The organism is Geomicrobium sp. JCM 19039 (assembly GCF_000698145.1).
GTDB lineage: Bacteria > Bacillota > Bacilli > Bacillales > Marinococcaceae > Geomicrobium_A.
This window is the reverse complement of the sequence record NZ_BAXB01000003.1, coordinates 101,839-119,819: the sequence shown is the minus strand read 5'-3', so window position 1 is coordinate 119,819 and position 17,981 is coordinate 101,839. Positions and strand designations below refer to the sequence as shown.

The following is a 17,981-nucleotide window of genomic DNA, read 5'->3' as shown; positions in this document are numbered from 1 at the left end:
TCCTCTTATCTCTTACTTCAGGAGGACAGTACATGCACCCACTAACGCTCACTCCATAACCCAAGTCTGTACGTAAAATTCCAGTACCTTCGCAAACCTTGCACACTAGACCCCACTCCCTTTAAAGCGCATATCTTTTCCTGATGCTTCGAGTAGATATTGTTCGCATCCACCAAACAACCTGCTTGCGCCGGCATAGCCAATCTTTTCAGCAAGTGAACTACGGTCTTCATTAGAGTTAAAAACAATCGGTTTATTTATCTTGGACCGCTCATTGATGATGGTGTAGTACATCCGTTCACGTGGTTCAGTGTTACTTACCTTGCCGATGTCATCCCAAATGAGCACGTCCGCTTTCAGAGCACTATCCAATAGCTTCGAATAAGTCTCATTGTTGTCATCAGATTTACGAGCCTGCATAAGGTCATCAATAAAAGTGACATCAGAGACGACCAGTACATTAAAACCGTCTTTAACCAACTTCTTTGCCAAGGCCATCTGTAGGTGCGTCTTTCCAATACCGAAGTTATTCTTTAGCTTTTTTAATTCAGCACGGTCCGTAGGATTCATCTCTCTCATCTTTGTCTCACCAACTTCAGCAAGAAATCCAAAATTGTACTGACAAAACTTTTTTATTCTTCTGCCGTCTTCAGATGTCTTAACGGCAAAATGTCTTAGGTAATCAAGAACCATCTCGTGCATGAGGTGTTGTGTGGCATCTTCCATCTTGAAGTTATCCAGTCTTGCATCAACGAATTCATCAGGAACCATTGAGCTTTTAAAGCGACGTTGCCATTCTTTTCTAGCTGAACATTCGCAAGGCTTTGCCCACTCCGTTCCTACTTTGTCATCTTCATCAATATAGACCTTGTAGAAAACAAGCTCTTTGTCGTTGCACTTAGGGCAAGTATTTTCATCCCCATGCTTCGTTGGAGGACTTGACTTCTGCGAGAATTTGCTCGGCTGTTTTAGTTGCTTTTGCATATCCTCCAGCACCTCGGCCATGCTTTGAAACCTTGCCATCGTTATTCACCCCACTTGCGCTATTCTTTTTTTCTTGCTGTTCATGATGCCGATCCAAGATAAAACCGACACAGTAATCGAGGCTTTGGATCTTGTCACGGTTATGACGAGGCTATAGGTGTCAAACCGCTCTTGTAACCATTTCAGAGCGTCATCTAGTTTGACACCTGCACCGACTATTTCTTGGGCTGCTGTAAAATCTTTCGAACTTTCCATGAATCCAGTTCCACGCAACTGAATATACTTTTCCAAGATCGTTCGCACAGGATCGGCAGAAGTATGTGATATTTCGTCTGTCTTAGAAACAGACTCACCATCATGGTCGGCTGTAGGCACTCCGTCACTTTCTTCCGCGCGCATATTAGTAGCTGTAGTTCTTAATTGATTAATCCTTAATTCATCTTTATTACATCGGACAGATGTGTCTGATCTCTTGGACAAATCTGTCCGATCTCTACCAGACAAATTTGTCTGTTCTCCGTCAGATGAGACATTATTGTCCGATCTCTTTTCATCTAAAGAGTGGACATTTTTGTCTGTTCTCTTTTTGAATCCACGCTTCGAATTTTTAACAGTAAAGATCAATCCATATGGTGCTCGTTTAACGTACAGATAGTTGTGTTTTTCTAAGTCCTTAATCCATCTGCTAACGGTCTTTTCACTGACATCAAACAGTGTAGCGAGATCATTTAACTTGTGAGGTTTATTGCCTTTAACGATGCCCCATAGCACCCCGTCCCTCTCAACCTCCGTTGTCGTCGAACTCACACACCATAGAAATAGCCATATAGCATTGCCGATCTGTTTGTAGTGCTCAGGTGTTAAAAGACCAGTGTAGGTATAGAATGGATGGCTCTGCTCTTGAGTTTCAGGCACCGTTCCACCCCCTTATTTCAGTTCACATATCGCTGTCATTTTCTCAATTCTCACTAGCCTAAACTCCGGATATGATTTAGCTAAATATCCCTCGACATAGCCTCTAAAAACTTTTGATTTGTTCTGGCTTCTACGTGCGATGTCTAAATACTCAACAGGTATCGGTATTCGATGCATCATGCAATATACACCGGCTTTCCTGTTACGGACTGTATATCTCTCTTAAAGGCAGCTTCATCGCTGTTGTTGTCACTCAGATGCAGCAACCAAGTTTCCTGCAGCTTGCTCAAGTCATTCGCCCGAAAAAAATCTTTAACATTTTCTAAGCTAAAATGAGAGCGCATAAGACGCTTCTTCATTATTTGTGGAACGGTGCCGTTCTCTATATTTTTATCTAGTATGCGTGTACTGTAATTCGCCTCTACCATCACATGGGTAAGGTCGTTGAACCGGTAACGAATGTAATACGTGTCTGTTGCAAACAGGAGCCGATCTCCCGCTTTGTTTTTAAGCACGAACCCAAAGGGTTCCGACACATCATGCTGTACATCAAACGGCAATATCGTCCAAGATCCTAACGTAAATTCTTGCTTGGCCTTTACAGTCTTAATCCGGTGACTGTCAGCTTTTATCGAATCCTTAGTTCCAGCAGACATGTAGCAATCAATGCCCGCCCGTGTAACCTCGTTAACAGCTTTGCTGTGGTCTAAGTGCTCATGAGTGACCAAGCATCCTGCTATATCACGCGTCTGAAAGTTAAGTTTGCGTTGTATCTCTTTAAAGCGAATCCCCGCTTCTAGGAGGATGGAAGTGCTACCGTCTGTCACCCGATAGCAATTTCCTTTTGAACTTGAAGCAAGCACCTTGATCTCGATCAAAACGGAACATCCCCTGACGCTTTTTTCAAGTCTTTATCTTGTTCATACATAGAAGGTTCTTCTGGTTCCGATCCCTCATTTACTTCTTGTTCCACAATTTCTTTCTTATCGTCAGGTGCTTCCTCTTGGACCTCTTCTGCTTGGAAATCAATAACTTCTTGATTGGCGTTCTGTTTAATTTCTTGTCTGTGGCGAGCTTCATCTGCCGAATGATCGGTTTGATTAAAGTAATCAATTACGAGAGAAGAGTCATCACTAGAATTCATTAACCTCTTACATGCTCGGTTGATAACTGTCTTTTTGGCCATCTCCTGCTTAAACTCATCATGTGTAGATCCGGCCTTTTCTTTCTTTTGATCCTTACCCCAGAACTGCGCTTTGCTCCAAGCCATACGCAATTCTGCCAGCGTCATCACTTCAGTATAGCTTTCGTCACTTGAAAGTGTAATGACAGCGTAAGCACCGGTGATTTTTTCTTTGTCGATATTTCCAAACTTTTGCTTGTGCTTTAAATTTTGAATCCGTCCATTGACCAAGTCGTAATCAACTTCGTCGTCCTCGTAAATCACGTTTGCATCGATGTTAGTGGCTCCAGTTACCCGCTTTGTGACAGCCATGGTCCCAAAGTAAGAACGTTGAAATGTAAGTTGATCACCATAAACAATGAAGTATCCTTGTTTCTTCGCAGGGTTTAGACCTTGTACAACCATTTCAAGCAACGAATTTGCAACACTATCTTTCGTACAGACCTCTAATGCAGGCTTTCTATTTTTGTCCTGAGTTCCTTGCAAGGTTAACCATGCTGACTTCATAGCGTTCTCAGGTGAGTATCCTGTAGGAAAATGAAGCTCACCCTTTTCTTGAAATTCCTTAACTTTGCTTGCTACAACGTCAACTGTGTCTTTCTTAATCATTGCTAGTTCATTTTTTGCTGTCATCATTTAGCCTCCCTTAGATTCTGATGTTCGAGCTGTTCAGCGAATACAATTTGATTGCTACTGTCGTTGATTACAACGGTTGCCTTCAGCGAACGATCGACAATGCCCACTTCAACCGGCATAGCGTTTTCGTTGGAAAAGTACCAAGGACGTTCCTGTAATTCTTCTTCCGTGTAAATACCAGCCTTATTTAAATCCTGAGTGTAGCCCCTACAATCGGGGCGCCACCACGTAAACACATCTCCGCTAGTTCGTTTGAGTGAAAGAATATAGTAATTCATGAGGTCACCACTTCATGATTCGGAAAGTTAAAAACCTCTACTTCCTCCCCATCATTTAAAACCTTTCTACCCTTTCCTAATGTTCCGAAGAGGCCATAAGAAGCCCAGTTACACCCATAACCAACGTCCTTTTGATCAGTGCTGCCTTTCCCGTTTACTCTGCCTATACACTGTTGATATACACTGTTAGGATCTGCATCTTCGTCTAAAAAATCTTGAACACTGGACACTCTTTCGCAAGCAGGGCATTTAAATTCCCATTGCTTCTTATCTGCTCCGAACCGTTCTTCCGCCTCTGTCAACCATTCCTGAAGTGTTTGTTTTTTCATTTAAATCGCCTCCTTGTGTTGTTCGCCAACTGGCTCCACTCGTAACTGTTTGTCCGGCTCTGATACGACTAAGGCAATAAGCTGAGCATCGACATCCATTAACTGAGTGACCGCCTCGCTGTTGTCGATGAAGATCGGGGCCGATAATCCGTAATGTCTTGATAGGGTCCGTATGATGTCCAGCCCTACGTTGATGCGAGCAGCATTGTTTAACCCGTGCTCATAAGGGACGCCTTTATAAAGCGTTTGGCATATTTCAGTAAATCCGCCGTTTAAAAGGTCTTCACGAAGCTTAAAACTTGCGTGCTCAAACTTACTGTTAATACGATCTTCAAGCATATTAACCTTTGTTCGTGTAAACTCATCGGCATGTGTATCTCTTCTTCTAGAGCCTCATATTGATCAGCCAGACGCCTTTGATCGTCCGATAATTGCTGTATTCTAGCATCAGCTGAAACAGCTTGATCAAATTTACTAAGATCACTAGTAACGCTATTCAACTGTTCACGAATTGCATTAATTGATTTGTTAACTTCATCAATTGAAGCATGTGAGGATGTTTGTAGTTCAGCAATCTTTTGTTCAATGCGTTTCTTCTCAGCAACTTTTTCTTGGTAGTCGTGAGAAGCACTAATGTTGATTTGCTTAGCCTCTGCGGCCTTAATTTGTTCATCAATGCCCTCTAGGCTCTTGATGGCAGAATCGTATGATGGATGCGTCGCAGCAATCACCTTTTGAGTTTGTTCGATCTGCTGTTTTAATGAATCAATTGCTTTTCGGCTCCCCATACCAGATTGTTTGATTTGTTCAAGCCTTTCGGCTTTTCGCTGATTGAACCGTTCAATGGCCTCCTGTTTGCGATCTTCGGCTTTTTTGTGGATGGCTTCGACTTGATCCTCCGGTAGATCTTGCGCACACGTTGGGCAAACGGTATTAGCTTCGTGAGTATGTTCATCCCACTGAAAAGTTCTACTGTGTTCTTCCTGCCATTCGTCACGAAGGTAGGCAGCTTGCCTTTCCTTGTTCTCAATGGACTGTTTAGCATGTTTAATGTCTTCCTCTGCCTGGTTAATTAACGATAATGTGCTATTAGCTTCTTTTTTTCTCTCATGCTGTCGCTGGTAGAGATCAGCAACAACTGATTGGTTATGCTGTTGATACTCAGCCTTAATCTCATTGATTTCCGTTTCAATTTCTGAAATTTGACGTTTCTGTTCTGTGATTTCGGATCCGGAACGAATACGGTTTATTTCTTCATGTTTTTCTTCCATCTTTTTATCAAGCGTCTGTTTTTGTCCCTGAAGTTTTTCTTTGTCTAGTCCAATAAGATCCGGTTTATTACGGTTAACTTCATCGATGCGCACCGGAATGCGATCAAGTTCTTTATTGATTTCTTTTTGTCGATTTTCGACATATTCTTTGTGTTTATTTATTGACCGACCTTCCAACTTTTCCATGAGCTTGTTAAGGTCCATGCGTTCTTGTAGTACCTCATCGTCTGTAACATCACCCGCAATTGAGATGAGCGTTTCGCGTTTTTCTTTCCAGTGGAGTTGATCGTTAAAGTAGGATGGTGAAGTAAGCAGTTTAAACACACTCTCATCGACAATCGATTCAACTTTGGCATCAAATTCCTTTTTACTTGTTGGCGCTTTGTCTACATAAAATTGATTCGTATGGCCATCAAACTCTTTTGAGATGCTGCCTTTCTTTTTAGTCCACTTCTCTTTGTAGACCTTCCGAAGCTCAGTTCTTACTCCATCGACCATCAGCACTGCATCAACCTCGTGCTCAAGCCCGTGAATCTCTTTACCTGACACGTCCAAGGTCTTAACTGCAAATTTGCTACTGTTCTTGCTGTCTTTATCAAAGAGCAACCAAAGGAAGGCATCAAATAAAGAAGTCTTGCCAGTAGCGTTATCGCCGTACACCTTAAGATCTGCACCGTCTGCTTGAAGAGTAAAATCCTTAATACCCTTGAAGTTTCGTAACGTTAAACGCTCAATACGCAGTTTTTTCATATGGACACTGCCTCCTTCGAAATATTTTTGTTGTAAAATTCCCGACTAGCAATAGCAACAACGACGTGGTCTCCACGATCCGCAACGAGTTCGTACGCCATTTCTTCTAAGGTGCTACTAAATGGAGTGACTTCATAGGGAATGCCCAAGGAAATAAATAATTCGGGCTTTACATGCACCTTGATCTTTTTGTCCTTCGTATCTCCTGTCGTCATGATGATGTATGCTCCTTGATCAACAAGTGCTGCGTTAACTTCCGCTAACTGCTCGAGCAACCTCTTTGTATAGTGCACAGTAATCCTCCTATGCTCCCATTGCGATCTAGCTAGGGGTAAGCTACAATGAGGATATAATTTGAATTTGAAACCCCCTGAGTCAAATTGAGTTGCCGCTCAATTGGCTCCTTTTTTTGTTTCCAAGTGTTTGATATAAGCGAGTGCTGCAATAATGTGTTTATTCATCACCGTCACCATAGCTTCATCTCCCATTTCATCTGATGAGGATTGCAATTTCTTTACTGCATCCTCCATTTCAAATGCGTTTGGCTTCATTTCTATGTCTCACCTCCAAATCAAATTTAATGCTCCCATTGCTGATAAATACGCTAGTACTGACAAACCAACAATTAATCCTTCTCAAGCCTCTTCATAGTGCTCCGTTTTGCTGAACGATGTGCTGGATGTGTTGCTCGTAATTCCGGTCTTTCATGTATTTTTCGTATTCGTCGATTGATTTGATCACTACATCGTTTGCGACTGACTGTTGTACCCATTGGTGCTTAACCGATTCTCGAGCAACTCCCCACGCTTCCTCTGCAACGTTCGCAATGCAATAACTGGCATGTCGAACATCAAGAATTTGCTTCAATAGCCGCTGGATTTCCTCTAGCTCAAGTGGATTGAATTCCTTACCGGGTCTCTTAGATACTGAAATCCTTTGCAACTCTTTGGCTGCTGCCCCTGCTTCGGCAAGCTCTTGTAAAAAGTTAATGAGCTGCGTAGACATATCTGCAAGTAAACGCGGATCGGTGGGAGGCAACGCTTGAATACCATAGATATATAAAATCTTTTCCTTCGCTATTCGATCTTCGAGTGCCTCACACCAAGAAATCGCCAGTTCTAATGTTGGTGGTGCATCCCCTTCTTCTATGGCAGTCAGTGCTCTGTAAGAAATTCCCAGCTCCCGTGATAACCATTGTTTGGTTCGTTGTTCGGGTTGACTTGCTCTTTCACGTGCAATTCTTAAGATGTCTTTTATCCGTGACGCTCGATATAAACGGTGACTGTTCGCATTTTTCATCATCTTGTTCGCCTCCGATTCTTAATATATTGTTGTTAAAATGATAGTTAGATAGATTCCTTTGATTCATTTGCAGCATCTTCATCCCTATCTTTCTGGTACTCGCCGGATTCAATTTTCTTTTTAAGGATTTGCTTGGTGGCATACATTACTTGGGATCGCAACCTTCCGTTTTTAAGTTGCTCACCTGGGATGAGTTTTACTTTCACTGTTGTTCAGCTCCTTTCAGGCTATGGTGGTATTTGGTTTCCTTTCTAGTAAGCTTGTACTAGAAGGGAGGTGTCTAAATGAAAAGAATAGATAAGTTTAAAATCATTTGCTTTGCTTGTAATACCGAAGTCATTGTTTCAGTGAAAGATGCCAGGAGTCTCATTGACGAAAGTTTTAATTGTCCAGTTTGTAAAGAAAACCTTTCGAGTGATGTTCACAAAACTGTTCGCTCAGTTCATAAGATCAATCAAGAACTTGAAGATTTAAATGAATTAGAGAATGAAGGATTTATTTCTCTGAGGGTTTAAATCCCCTCTTATAACCAATCACTGTGATAGATTCAAGCTGATCTTTGGCGGCATCCAAAGCCTCTTTTGCTTCTGAAACAGTGATTGGGCTGTTTTTTAATAAAGAAACAATATCGTTAGCTAACATTTGCTTAGCATCTTCACTCATGTGTAATCACCTCCTTTCAGGCTGTATCAGATTTTTGCGCATTTATTGCGCTACTAGACTCAAAAAAAAGTGACCAGTGAAAGCCATAAAATTCCGCTAAACGCTTAGCAACTTTAACACTAGGAGTTAGTCCGTTTTCAATTTTTGAGTAATAAGAACGGTCAATACCTATTTCTTTAGATACTTGTTCCTGATTTAGCTTCATGCCATCTCTCATTCGCTCCAATGAATTAACCTGCATATGAACACCTTCTTCCTGTGCAATTTCTACACCTATTGTAGCGTGCTATTTATGCACAGTCAAGCGTCAATGAGTAATTTTTGCGCAAATATTTAAATGTGCATGAAAATCCCTTATAATTAGGAGTGTGCATAATATGAACACAATACATTTTGAAAGAAGGAAGAATGTCATGTACGGCAATAGGCTATCTTCTTTAAGAAAGAAGAAAGGTTTGTCTCAGCAAGAGTTAACAAATCTTCTAAAATTGAATAGATCCACTTATTCTCGCTATGAGACTGAAGCAACTGAGCCAGATTATGATACGTTGCTCAAGCTTGCGAAATTTCATGATGTCTCTGTTGATTACTTGTTAGGGAACACTGAATCAACAACAGTAAATGTTGCTGGCCAAGAAATTGAACTTAATAAAACAGAACTTAAAGTCTTTAATGAAATAAAAAAACACCCTATCATGTTTCATGATCTCCAATCTGATCCGGAGAAAAAGATTAAGGAATTAATCAGTATGTGGGAGTACACGAAGAAGATTCGGGACGAATATGAGAAAGAGCTTGATCCAGATGATGATGGGATGGAGCCGTTGCCAGACAAAGAGTAACTGGTCTCTTTATAGATTATATCGATTCTTCTTATATCGGGAGGGATATTGTGCGCCAAGAAGTGAGACGCGGAAATACTCAAGCTCAATTTAACGATCAAGCTTCCACTTTTCTATTCGCAGAAATAGGAGTTTTATCTATTTTAATAGGAGTTGCTTTTTCTAGTTGGTGGGTATTTGGATTTGTTTTTATAGGTTTAATAGCTATGACTTGGTTTAGAGGGAGTACCTTAGTTTTAGTCATAACACTGACGTTATGTTGGCTTGTTGCAGGGTTTGCATTAGGGCTAATAATTAGTGGATATGGTGCTGCATTTGTTATTGGAATTATTGCACTCTTAGTATCAGCAGGTTTTCACATTGCTGCTATAGAGTGGGTTGAAGATATGAAATAAAAGCTTTAATGCAGAAAGGCTTTTCTTTTTACGAAAGATCGAACAGATATTCCGAAGATAACTACCCATAATTATTTTCAATATAGTAATAATAGCCCCTTAAAGGGTATTATTTAAACTACAAAAGGGAACATACATTCGATTAAGGGTGTGGTTAATTGTTACTTAGAGAGAGGCTCGGCCATATATTCACAATGAATGGGAGAAAAGAGCAAACAAAGTGCTAGAATCATTCAATTTCGAATTTGCTGACGAACTAGATATAGGGTTAATATGTTACAAATATGGTATTAAGATTAAACCTATGCCGATGGGAGTCACAAACATCTCCAAGGCGATTCCAATCAAGGGCCGCCGTGGAATCATTTATATTCAAAGTGGTTTGAATCCTATTATTAAAAAAATTATACTTGCAGAAGAATTTTGCCATCTTTATTCTCATGAGCAGAAACAACTGGAAGAATCCAATTCATCCATCAATAAAGTTGAAAACCAAGCTAAAACGATGGCCGCTTATCTGTTAATGCCCTCATCACTTTTAGGTGAAGTTTATATAAGCATCTGCCAGCAGACACAAGCTGTCCTAGTCTCAGAAATTGCTGACCATTTTCTCGTTACTGAGGAGTTTGCTCACTATCGCTTAGAGCTTGCCTTCGGGCATCCAGTACACGGAATCACAAAACTGCCTGATGGGTCACACGCGACTATACAGATGTTTGAGGAATAAATAATGGACAAGCTACTAGAGCTTGTCCATTTGCCATTTTATTATGCCCCACTATTGTAATAAGGATCTCATTCTCAATACATCGCGCCGCATACGTCGCGAGCTTCGTACCTTTGTTTGGCGAGTAGCTTTCGATCCCTTTAATGAGTCCGATCGTTCCGATGGAGATGAGGTCTTCTGTGTCTTCTTTCGTACTTTCGAATTTCTTGACGATATGTGCGACGAGGCGTAAGTTATGTTCAATGAGTAAATTCCTTGCGTTTTCGTCGCCTTCCTTCATTTTTTCCAAGCATTCTTTTTCCTCTTCTTTCGAAAGTGGTTGTGGGAACGCGTGGTTCTTTACGTATGAAACAAACAACATCATCTCTTTAAATACAAACACAATCCCTGCGAGTATACCCGACATACCGAATCCCTCCCAAGATCACCTCCATCCATCTTATGCAGGCAATGGCCTGGTCGGTGACTCCGGACGAGGAGAAATTTCGGTTCTTATTGTTATGGCAGTAATAATTGTTACTGTCTCTACTCTGAACGTGTGACCATGCGCACTTTAACCGAAAAGAAATTACGTAGAGTAATACTAATTACGCAGTTTTTAAATGTCTACATAGATACGTGAGATCTCTGCACATTCACAACTTGGAGCTTCTTTCATTTGTTCCTAAGATGTAGAGATAATTTATGAGAAAATCACTTCAATCATGCCCGAGGTTGTTCAAAAAGTTCTGGCGAGCACTGCCTAACTTGGCAGTCAAAACCCAAAATTAATATCAAATGTTCTATATAGGAAGTGAGCAGTGCGTTATAGAATTTAATTAATCATGTTTTTTTTAAGCTCTAAAATTGGCCAAGATTTCTTGACCGCATTTGCATTTTCATACTGTAAACCCCCGTACTTCATCACCATTGCTCCACCAACTTGTTCATAAATGTTGGATTGCATTTCGAGTAAGGTGTACGGGTAAGAAAGAAAATGCTCTGTCTTCTTCAGAATAAATATGTTCAACTTGTGGTAAATGACTTATTATATCTTTTGAAATAAAGAGGAAGACTAAATCTCATCATCTCCTCCAGTTACTAGAAGGACTGGAGCTGTAATATATTCTACTTTTATCCTAATCTCATCATTGTTAGTTAATTTCAGACTGCCGACCTAAATCCCTTTGAGAGATACTGGTTACTCATTAACCACTTACTTATTAGAACACTTATAAACGTTCTATATAGGATGAACTTAACATTTTCCTAATTGCACAGTTTGTTGTTGCTTTCCACTGCAGGCGAATGCTTGCAGTCCAGACTATAAGGGCAACATCGGCGGCCAAAAGACAGCCACCGTGTTTTCTTGACACTCCAGAGTATAAGTGCGACATCACCTCACCCTGCCGCTTGTGTTCGCTGTGTCTACTTGACCACAGAGGACCGGCCGAGCCTCCGTAGTATGACGGCGAGGTCACTGAAAAAATAGTGTCTAAATCTCTAAGTTACTCGTTAACGCGAACCAGCGGGTACGACCCATGTGGGGATTTCAACTACATGGAGCGTTGGGATGGCAGATTATCCCATCATAGAACCGTCTATGTGGGAATATAGCCTTTCTATGTGGGGATTGCTGCTAATAATTTCTCCTTATTGAAGAAAATTCCATCATAGACAGGGTCTACGTGGGATTTTCTATTTATAGCAAACGAAACTCTGTTATACATTTTTCAATTTCCCTTTTTCAGTGAACTTATTACGACCTGCGGGGTATCATCTTCTTCCGCAGGCGTCACCGCCTTTCGTTCCAATCAACGGTACTGAATAGCCGTTGTTGTTGTACTAGAGGTCCTTCCTTGTGACACTGGACGGCATTCATACACTTAGGAGATCAAAGGATAGCTATAGAAACCATTCATTGCTATATCTACTGTGAACGAATATCATTGATTTTCAATGACGTTGAATTTTTGCCTTAAACGTTTGATTTACCATTAATCCTAAAAGAAATTCTTTCGTTCAAATTATATAGAAAGAACCATTACAATTAAAAACAGATAGGTGCATTGAGTATAATCTACTCATAATTAATTGCTTTATATAAAATCTATAGTGGCATTTAATTCTCATTTGCTAGACACCTTCACACTTGTAATATATGACTTATCCTATATTTAAAGTTATAGCACCTATAATCGAGATCGTATGTCTTGTTATTCCAACATTGTATCAAACTCCTTACACCAGGTTAATAATTACCCTGCTACTTTTACCAGAATGTATACCTCTAGAGTTAATTGATACAATATGCCACGTCCAGTGTATATCAATGCACTCACAAGGAGCAGCGTTAAGAAGAAAAGAACACTATCTAAAATTTTCATTATAAGTTTCTTAATAATTACTCTTCTTTATTGTCATCAGTTCAGAATTTTGGTTCTAACAACTTTAAAATAAGGGTATAAAGCCTTTAAAAAATAACAGGAAATTGTCAAGTATTGTAGAACTTTAGTAGTTAATAAGGCATTGCCTAATTACTTCTAATTTCATAGGAATTGTTGGGGTGATCAAAAAACCTGTTAAAAGATGATCTTTATAGGCTTTTCTAAAAAAGTAAAAGACATGTCAATGGCTCGTTATTTTTAAAGATTAATCTACAATCCATATTTATAATTGATGCAACTGCTTTTCTTTAGTTTGTCCTATGATTTTAAATTCCAATATTTCAGGAGCTTGATACAATGTTCAAAGACAAATGGTATTACTCTACATGGTTCATCGTTATATTAATGTTTTTGTGGCCTTTTATTCTTCCTTTGGCTGCTGCAATCTCATTAATGGTCGTACAAATCATTAAGCGAAATGAGGTTTATGATATGACTAAAAATTTGAAGCCCGAATTAATAAAAGATCTGGGGAAACTTGAGACCGTAAAGAAAGAACTTACTGTAGAGAATGAAAATCTTTTAAACAAAAACAATGATTTAAAAACTAACATAGAAATAAATACAAAATTATGCGATGAGAACACGATAAAGCTAGAAGAAATAGTAAATAAAATCAACTTAAATAAGCAGAAGCATGAACAAATTGAGAAATTCCAGCAATTACAAAAAAAGTTTAGAAAAACGTATTAAAAACCTAAGAGAAGAAAGAAAAGTAATTAAAGAGAAGTACAAAAAAGAGAATAAGTTATTAAATGAGTTACCAGCTAAAAAAAATGAGTTAACTGAAGTCACAAATCGAGTGAACAAACTAAAAGATGAGGTAGTTATATTGGAAGAGGAAATACTTTATCAATCATTTGGTTTCTACGATTCGAAATACAAATTAGAAACGTCCCAGCATTATAAAGACAAACTAAAAGAACTCCGCGATGAACAAAAGACGATGGCACGGAATAAACAAGCGACTGTTCATAATAATGAGTTTACATTTAACGGAAGCAAGCAAAAGGGAAAAGCTTTTGTTCACGAAAATGTGAAAATGGTATTAAGAGCTTTCAATGTTGAATGTGAAAATGCAATTTCAAAAGTAACGTTTAGCAATATACACTCCGTTGAAAAAAGAATACTCAATTCTGCAAAATCAATTGAAAAAACGAACAAGCTAGGAAATATTAGAATTTCAGAACCGTACTTAATACTAAAGATTAATGAACTTTATTTAGCTTATGAATATGAACAGAAGAAACAAGAAGAAAAGGAAGAACAAAAACTTATAAGAGAGCAAATGCGTGAAGAAGCTAAGGCACAAAAAGAAATTGCAGCAATGAAAGCAAAAATATTAAAAGAAGAAACGCATTTCAATAACAAAATAAAAAAACTGGAAACCAGAATGAATAATTCTCTAGGCGATGAAAATAATGAGTTAAACCAGAAAATAGCTGAGCTCAATGCGCAATTACTATTGTTAGCTAAAGATAAAGAAAATGTTCACTTTAGAGAACAAAATACGCGTGCTGGATATGTATATATTATTTCAAACATTGGGTCTTTTGGTGATAATGTATACAAAATTGGTGTTACTAGGAGACTTGAACCATTTGATCGCGTAAAGGAGCTCGGAAGTGCATCAGTTCCATTCAACTTTGATGTGCATGCAATGATTTTTAGTGATGATGCACCTAAATTAGAAAAACAATTACATGATCAATTTATTAATACTAGTGTAAATAAAATCAATACCCGAAAAGAATTTTTTAATGTTACTTTAGAAGAGATTGAGAGGTTCGTTAATGCTAACCATGACAAGACGGTAATTTTCACCAAAATTGCTGAGGCTGATGAATATCGACGAACAGTTGCATTGGAGAAAGAGACTCGACAACAGTTATCTACTGTTTCTTAAGTAGACAAGCCAAAGCGCTCCTACTCATTATTTAAGGATTGCAGGTGTATTGAGCTGCTCATAGTCTATATTGATTAACAAAAAAGCTTCTGCTTGCTTTAACAAATAAAATGTACACTAAAAGGGTCGCTGTCGTGGGTTAGACGCATGCGGGAGTAGCGTTAGCCAAAGATCATCGCGCGTAGCGAGATAGCTGAGGCAACGCCTGCGGCAAGCGAATCCACAGAAGCCACTTACTCATAAATTAATTCATATGCAGATATTCAAGCTTTTTAAACAGTTTGTCCATCCATAGATGACTAGAAAAAGCTGTCGTAAATCTTTGTTATTTTCTTTTATGCGACTAACACTATTAAAAATATTATTTGTACTCTATGGCTAGAATCAAAACTTTATTCTAATTAAAAAATGCCCATCTGTGATGAGCAATTACATAAAAGATTTTCCTTTATAATTAAAATAACCAATTTCTTCTTTTTGGTTCATAGTTTTTTTCAGATGTACCCATACCTCTTTTACCAAATTGATGATCTAACTCATCCAACATTTTAGTATATTGCTCCCTATCAAGACTACCATCGGCATAGTAAAAACACGCTAATGCATAAGCTAACGCAGTTGTTTCAACATTAACTGTCACATCGACATCTGAATTACCGCTTTTTGAAATGATTGATTGTGTATCAAATTTCTGCCGGCTCGGTATTACATCCTCACGTCTGTACACTCAATAAACCCTCCAATATAGAAGGGATGCTATAATTAAACAGCATCCTCTCTTAATTAAATTAAAACTCTTCTCTGTTTTGACGAGCTCTCGCTCTAGCAATAGCTTCTGAATCTACATGAACATCAACGTAAGAGTTTCCACTGTTCTGAACATAGGCTTTGTTATCGTTATTGTTGTAATTGTAGTTTTTATCTTTTAAAATGTTCTCATTATCGTTACGGTTTTTGTTATCACTATTCACCCACACACTTGCCACATCATTATCCTCAAACTTACTTTCATCTCCAAAACCTTTGCTGTATTTTTTACAATACCCCATTGCTAAACCCTCCTTATTTTTGGTTTCTTTTAATAATATGTCCAGTATAAGAAGAGGTATAGGTATTCAAATCATGAAGTTATGAAATATGCTCCTGTCCATCTTTTTTAAAGTATATAAGTATTAGCGGTGACTCCGGACGAGGAGAAATTTCGGTTCTTACTGTTCTTCTGATTTGAGCTCCCCTAACGCATCGGCATGCCCGCCAGTTCATCTGGATTGTCAACACGAGCAAAATCACTTAAAATGATACTAATTGAAATTTTTTATATTTTCTTTAAGGGAGGCACTCGCATGAATAAACGAGCAATGACAATTGAAGATATGAGCAACTTAGAACGTGTGTCTGACGTACAGTTTCACCCAGATGGCAATGATTATGTGTACATAAAAACGAGCATTAATGACGCGGACAGCTATAACAGTCATCTATATGCTAGCTCAGTGGTTGAACGTGAGCATCGGCAATGGACGTTTGGCGATGTGTTAGACCACACCCCCCGTTTCTCTCCTGACGGTAAGCAACTCGTATTTCTATCCAATCGAAGCGGAACGAACCAGTTATGGATGATTCCTACGACCGGCGGAGAACCGCAACAGCTAACTTTTTTGAAATACGGAGCAGGAACTCCCCTTTGGTCGCCGGATGGCAAGACGTTACTTTTCTCCGCTCATGTGCTTCCAGATACTCATGTGTACAACGAAGGCGAACTTTCTCCTGAAGCAAAGAAAGAAGAACGAGAACGAAAACAAAAAGAACCACTCAGAATCACACGTCTTAAGCATAAATCAGACAGTCGTGGTTGGCACGATGAGACGGTCTCACAGTTGTTGCTGTATACGATTGACACAAGAGAGGTTACACGGCTTACAGAAGGCTCTCAAGACGCTTTAGCACCTGCATGGCACCCTGACGGCACAAAAGTGAGCTTTGCCATGAATAAGCACGGAGACGGTGAACAGCTTTCTGACATATTTATTATGAATCTTGCCGATAAATCTTTGGAACAGGCGACGAGTGGGGATGGACTCTTTTCATTACCTGGCTGGTCACCAGACGGTTCTTTATTTAGCTATGCGGGTCATCAAAAGGGATTTGCTGGCTCTACACAAACAGAGATCTATATAAAAACATCTCAAGGCACAAACGTTATTACAAAAGCATATGACATGCAGTTTCCAGACAGTATGATTAGCGACTGGAATTCGAGTGCGGGCAACCCAGGCTATGTATGGAAAGACAACCAAAACGTTATAACGACCGCTAGCCGTTATGGAAAAACAGGATTGTTCTCATTGTCGGTAGATGGCGAGTTAACGGTTCTCTACGAAGAAAATGCGCACGTATTTGAGTATAGCTATCACCGTAAGAGTGATACGTTCATTGTGGGCATTAGCCAGCCGACAGACCCGAGCAATTTATTTTTACTGGAGACAGGTGACAAAGCTCATCCGCTTACACAGTTAAATGCCACGATTTTAGATGAAGTCGAGCTCGCTCAGCCAATCACTCATTCATTTACTGCAGATGACGGTTGGACGATTGAAGGTTGGCTATTAAAGCCGTTTGGATTCCAAGAAGACCATTCGTACCCACTTATATTAGAAGTGCATGGCGGGCCTCATGCGATGTATGGGTATGCGTTTTTCCATGAGCTGCAAGTGTTAGCTGGAAAAGGTTATGCGGTATTGTATACAAATCCACGGGGAAGCTACGGGTACGGACAAACGTTTGTAGATGCTGTGCGCGGGGATTATGGCGGCAACGATTATACAGACTTGTTAAGCGCCGTTGATCAAACGGTTGATGCTTACGGTTGGATTGACGCGACAATATAGGTGTGACAGGTGGGAGCTATGGCGGGTTTATGACGAACTGGATTGTTTCACACACCAATCGGTTCAAAGCCGCTGTTACCCAACGTTCCATTTCCAATTGGCTCAGTTTTTATGGGGTAAGCGATATTGGCTACTTCTTTACAAAATGGGAAATCGGGGCTCATTTACTAGAAGATCCGGAAAAGCTATGGAATCATTCTCCATTAAAGTATGCAAAAAATGTTGAGACGCCTCTGCTTATTCTCCACGGTGAACAAGATTTACGTTGTCCAATTGAACAAGGCGAGCAATGGTTCCAAACACTGAAACACCTCGGCAAAGAAACTGAATTCGTCCGCTTTCCTAATGCCAATCACGAATTAAGCCGGAGCGGGCCTCCAGCGCTTCGTAAAAAGCGTCTCAAAGAAATCGTCAATTGGTTTGAGTCGTATATTCCGGTTCAGTCTAAAGTGATTGAACACGGGTGACTTCATAGGGGGAGCACAG

General features: G+C 39.6%; 24 protein-coding genes and 1 pseudogene. 7 read left to right on the top strand and 18 right to left on the bottom strand.

From position 1 onward, the window contains the following. Positions 1–105 precede the first annotated feature (105 nt). The 12 genes from JCM19039_RS04755 to JCM19039_RS24225 all read right to left on the bottom strand — a co-directional run bounded on the left by JCM19039_RS04755 (position 106) and on the right by JCM19039_RS24225 (position 7,854). On the bottom strand, positions 106–1,023 hold the full coding sequence (locus tag JCM19039_RS04755) for an ATP-binding protein (protein ID WP_238544922.1): 918 nt from the start codon (positions 1,021–1,023) through the stop codon (positions 106–108). Between the two features lie 6 nt (positions 1,024–1,029). After that, a complete protein-coding gene (locus tag JCM19039_RS04750; RefSeq protein WP_042424433.1) occupies positions 1,030–1,899 on the bottom strand; it encodes a hypothetical protein in 870 nt (289 codons plus the stop codon). Between the two features lie 176 nt (positions 1,900–2,075). Then, complete coding sequence (locus JCM19039_RS04745) at positions 2,076–2,777, bottom strand: MBL fold metallo-hydrolase (RefSeq protein WP_042424429.1); 702 nt, start codon at positions 2,775–2,777, stop codon at positions 2,076–2,078. Further along, positions 2,774–3,715, bottom strand: coding sequence for a recombinase RecT (locus JCM19039_RS04740; RefSeq protein WP_042424427.1), 942 nt, complete (start codon positions 3,713–3,715; stop codon positions 2,774–2,776). Before JCM19039_RS04740 ends, JCM19039_RS04745 begins: the two co-directional genes overlap by 4 nt. Then, positions 3,715–3,996, bottom strand: coding sequence for a hypothetical protein (locus JCM19039_RS04735; RefSeq protein ID WP_042424425.1), 282 nt, complete (start codon positions 3,994–3,996; stop codon positions 3,715–3,717). Before JCM19039_RS04735 ends, JCM19039_RS04740 begins: the two co-directional genes overlap by 1 nt. Further along, entirely contained in the window at positions 3,993–4,325 is a 333-nt protein-coding gene (locus JCM19039_RS04730; protein WP_042424423.1) for a VVA0879 family protein, read from the bottom strand. The genes JCM19039_RS04735 and JCM19039_RS04730 overlap by 4 nt, the downstream gene beginning before the upstream one ends. Further along, on the bottom strand, positions 4,326–4,664 hold the full coding sequence (locus JCM19039_RS23585; RefSeq protein ID WP_152550083.1) for a hypothetical protein: 339 nt from the start codon (positions 4,662–4,664) through the stop codon (positions 4,326–4,328). Then, positions 4,598–6,346, bottom strand: coding sequence for an AAA family ATPase (locus JCM19039_RS04725; RefSeq protein ID WP_052398514.1), 1,749 nt, complete (start codon positions 6,344–6,346; stop codon positions 4,598–4,600). The genes JCM19039_RS23585 and JCM19039_RS04725 overlap by 67 nt, the downstream gene beginning before the upstream one ends. Then, positions 6,343–6,639 (bottom strand): hypothetical protein, encoded by a 297-nt coding sequence (locus JCM19039_RS04720; protein WP_042424420.1) that lies wholly within the window; start codon positions 6,637–6,639, stop codon positions 6,343–6,345. The genes JCM19039_RS04725 and JCM19039_RS04720 overlap by 4 nt, the downstream gene beginning before the upstream one ends. A gap of 99 nt (positions 6,640–6,738) precedes the next feature. Further along, the gene (locus JCM19039_RS24230) at positions 6,739–6,897 is read right to left on the bottom strand and encodes a hypothetical protein (protein WP_193744145.1); all 159 of its coding nucleotides are present in this window, start codon (positions 6,895–6,897) and stop codon (positions 6,739–6,741) included. Positions 6,898–6,991: 94 nt separating this feature from the next. Then, positions 6,992–7,648: a helix-turn-helix transcriptional regulator gene (locus JCM19039_RS04715; RefSeq protein WP_042424417.1), complete on the bottom strand. Its 657-nt coding sequence runs from the start codon at positions 7,646–7,648 to the stop codon at positions 6,992–6,994. A 44-nt stretch (positions 7,649–7,692) separates the two neighbouring features. Beyond that, positions 7,693–7,854, bottom strand: coding sequence for a hypothetical protein (locus JCM19039_RS24225; protein ID WP_193744144.1), 162 nt, complete (start codon positions 7,852–7,854; stop codon positions 7,693–7,695). 78 nt (positions 7,855–7,932) lie between these two features. On the opposite strand from JCM19039_RS24225, the gene JCM19039_RS04710 reads away from it, so the two are divergent. Then, a complete protein-coding gene (locus JCM19039_RS04710) occupies positions 7,933–8,163 on the top strand; it encodes a hypothetical protein (RefSeq protein WP_042424414.1) in 231 nt (76 codons plus the stop codon). Here JCM19039_RS04710 and JCM19039_RS24220 read toward each other — a convergent pair. Together JCM19039_RS24220 and JCM19039_RS04705 are read right to left on the bottom strand one after the other, a co-directional pair. Beyond that, positions 8,144–8,311, bottom strand: coding sequence for a hypothetical protein (locus JCM19039_RS24220; protein ID WP_193744143.1), 168 nt, complete (start codon positions 8,309–8,311; stop codon positions 8,144–8,146). The genes JCM19039_RS04710 and JCM19039_RS24220 overlap by 20 nt on opposite strands. 16 nt (positions 8,312–8,327) lie before the next feature. Then, positions 8,328–8,552 (bottom strand): helix-turn-helix transcriptional regulator, encoded by a 225-nt coding sequence (locus JCM19039_RS04705; protein ID WP_042424411.1) that lies wholly within the window; start codon positions 8,550–8,552, stop codon positions 8,328–8,330. 136 nt (positions 8,553–8,688) lie between these two features. Here JCM19039_RS04705 and JCM19039_RS21555 point away from each other — a divergent pair, with 136 nt between their 5' ends. From JCM19039_RS21555 to JCM19039_RS04690, 3 genes are all read left to right on the top strand, one after another. After that, positions 8,689–9,153 carry a helix-turn-helix domain-containing protein gene (locus JCM19039_RS21555; protein WP_052398513.1) on the top strand — a complete coding sequence of 155 codons (465 nt, stop codon included), beginning with the start codon at positions 8,689–8,691 and terminating at the stop codon, positions 9,151–9,153. A gap of 50 nt (positions 9,154–9,203) precedes the next feature. Beyond that, positions 9,204–9,548, top strand: coding sequence for a hypothetical protein (locus tag JCM19039_RS04695; protein WP_052398512.1), 345 nt, complete (start codon positions 9,204–9,206; stop codon positions 9,546–9,548). Between the two features lie 220 nt (positions 9,549–9,768). Then, a complete protein-coding gene (locus tag JCM19039_RS04690; protein ID WP_042424405.1) occupies positions 9,769–10,275 on the top strand; it encodes an ImmA/IrrE family metallo-endopeptidase in 507 nt (168 codons plus the stop codon). On the opposite strand, the gene JCM19039_RS04685 is transcribed toward JCM19039_RS04690, so the two are convergent. After that, complete coding sequence (locus JCM19039_RS04685) at positions 10,253–10,681, bottom strand: sigma factor (protein ID WP_081834327.1); 429 nt, start codon at positions 10,679–10,681, stop codon at positions 10,253–10,255. The genes JCM19039_RS04690 and JCM19039_RS04685 overlap by 23 nt on opposite strands. Positions 10,682–11,089: 408 nt before the next feature. Beyond that, positions 11,090–11,284: a hypothetical protein gene (locus tag JCM19039_RS24215; RefSeq protein ID WP_042424402.1), complete on the bottom strand. Its 195-nt coding sequence runs from the start codon at positions 11,282–11,284 to the stop codon at positions 11,090–11,092. A gap of 1,714 nt (positions 11,285–12,998) precedes the next feature. On the opposite strand from JCM19039_RS24215, the gene JCM19039_RS24775 reads away from it, so the two are divergent. Together JCM19039_RS24775 and JCM19039_RS04670 are read left to right on the top strand one after the other, a co-directional pair. Next, entirely contained in the window at positions 12,999–13,394 is a 396-nt protein-coding gene (locus tag JCM19039_RS24775; protein ID WP_042424398.1) for a hypothetical protein, read from the top strand. Beyond that, positions 13,348–14,607: a DUF4041 domain-containing protein gene (locus tag JCM19039_RS04670; RefSeq protein ID WP_202963185.1), complete on the top strand. Its 1,260-nt coding sequence runs from the start codon at positions 13,348–13,350 to the stop codon at positions 14,605–14,607. Before JCM19039_RS24775 ends, JCM19039_RS04670 begins: the two co-directional genes overlap by 47 nt. Before the next feature lie 454 nt (positions 14,608–15,061). Here the strand turns inward: JCM19039_RS04670 and JCM19039_RS04665 are convergent, their stop codons facing one another. Together JCM19039_RS04665 and JCM19039_RS04660 are read right to left on the bottom strand one after the other, a co-directional pair. Continuing rightward, positions 15,062–15,334, bottom strand: coding sequence for a hypothetical protein (locus tag JCM19039_RS04665; protein WP_052398511.1), 273 nt, complete (start codon positions 15,332–15,334; stop codon positions 15,062–15,064). Positions 15,335–15,395: 61 nt separating this feature from the next. Then, complete coding sequence (locus tag JCM19039_RS04660) at positions 15,396–15,656, bottom strand: hypothetical protein (protein ID WP_042424395.1); 261 nt, start codon at positions 15,654–15,656, stop codon at positions 15,396–15,398. Between the two features lie 198 nt (positions 15,657–15,854). On the opposite strand from JCM19039_RS04660, the pseudogene JCM19039_RS27105 reads away from it, so the two are divergent. Beyond that, positions 15,855–17,962, top strand: a pseudogene (locus tag JCM19039_RS27105) (prolyl oligopeptidase family serine peptidase). Positions 17,963–17,981: the final 19 nt, after the last annotated feature.

What these genes read in the sequence shown, in the direction of transcription:
- JCM19039_RS04755 (WP_238544922.1), bottom strand. Translation starts at nt 1,023, where the DNA reads ATGGCAAGGTTTCAAAGCATGGCCGAGGTGCTGGAGGATATGCAAAAG.
- JCM19039_RS04740 (WP_042424427.1), bottom strand. Translation starts at nt 3,715, where the DNA reads ATGACAGCAAAAAATGAACTAGCAATGATTAAGAAAGACACAGTTGAC.
- JCM19039_RS04735 (WP_042424425.1), bottom strand. Translation starts at nt 3,996, where the DNA reads ATGAATTACTATATTCTTTCACTCAAACGAACTAGCGGAGATGTGTTT.
- JCM19039_RS04730 (WP_042424423.1), bottom strand. Translation starts at nt 4,325, where the DNA reads ATGAAAAAACAAACACTTCAGGAATGGTTGACAGAGGCGGAAGAACGG.
- JCM19039_RS23585 (WP_152550083.1), bottom strand. Translation starts at nt 4,664, where the DNA reads ATGCTTGAAGATCGTATTAACAGTAAGTTTGAGCACGCAAGTTTTAAG.
- JCM19039_RS04725 (WP_052398514.1), bottom strand. Translation starts at nt 6,346, where the DNA reads ATGAAAAAACTGCGTATTGAGCGTTTAACGTTACGAAACTTCAAGGGT.
- JCM19039_RS24230 (WP_193744145.1), bottom strand. Translation starts at nt 6,897, where the DNA reads ATGAAGCCAAACGCATTTGAAATGGAGGATGCAGTAAAGAAATTGCAA.
- JCM19039_RS04715 (WP_042424417.1), bottom strand. Translation starts at nt 7,648, where the DNA reads ATGATGAAAAATGCGAACAGTCACCGTTTATATCGAGCGTCACGGATA.
- JCM19039_RS04710 (WP_042424414.1), top strand. Translation starts at nt 7,933, where the DNA reads ATGAAAAGAATAGATAAGTTTAAAATCATTTGCTTTGCTTGTAATACC.
- JCM19039_RS24220 (WP_193744143.1), bottom strand. Translation starts at nt 8,311, where the DNA reads ATGAGTGAAGATGCTAAGCAAATGTTAGCTAACGATATTGTTTCTTTA.
- JCM19039_RS04705 (WP_042424411.1), bottom strand. Translation starts at nt 8,552, where the DNA reads ATGCAGGTTAATTCATTGGAGCGAATGAGAGATGGCATGAAGCTAAAT.
- JCM19039_RS21555 (WP_052398513.1), top strand. Translation starts at nt 8,689, where the DNA reads ATGAACACAATACATTTTGAAAGAAGGAAGAATGTCATGTACGGCAAT.
- JCM19039_RS04685 (WP_081834327.1), bottom strand. Translation starts at nt 10,681, where the DNA reads ATGTCGGGTATACTCGCAGGGATTGTGTTTGTATTTAAAGAGATGATG.
- JCM19039_RS24775 (WP_042424398.1), top strand. Translation starts at nt 12,999, where the DNA reads ATGTTCAAAGACAAATGGTATTACTCTACATGGTTCATCGTTATATTA.
- JCM19039_RS04660 (WP_042424395.1), bottom strand. Translation starts at nt 15,656, where the DNA reads ATGGGGTATTGTAAAAAATACAGCAAAGGTTTTGGAGATGAAAGTAAG.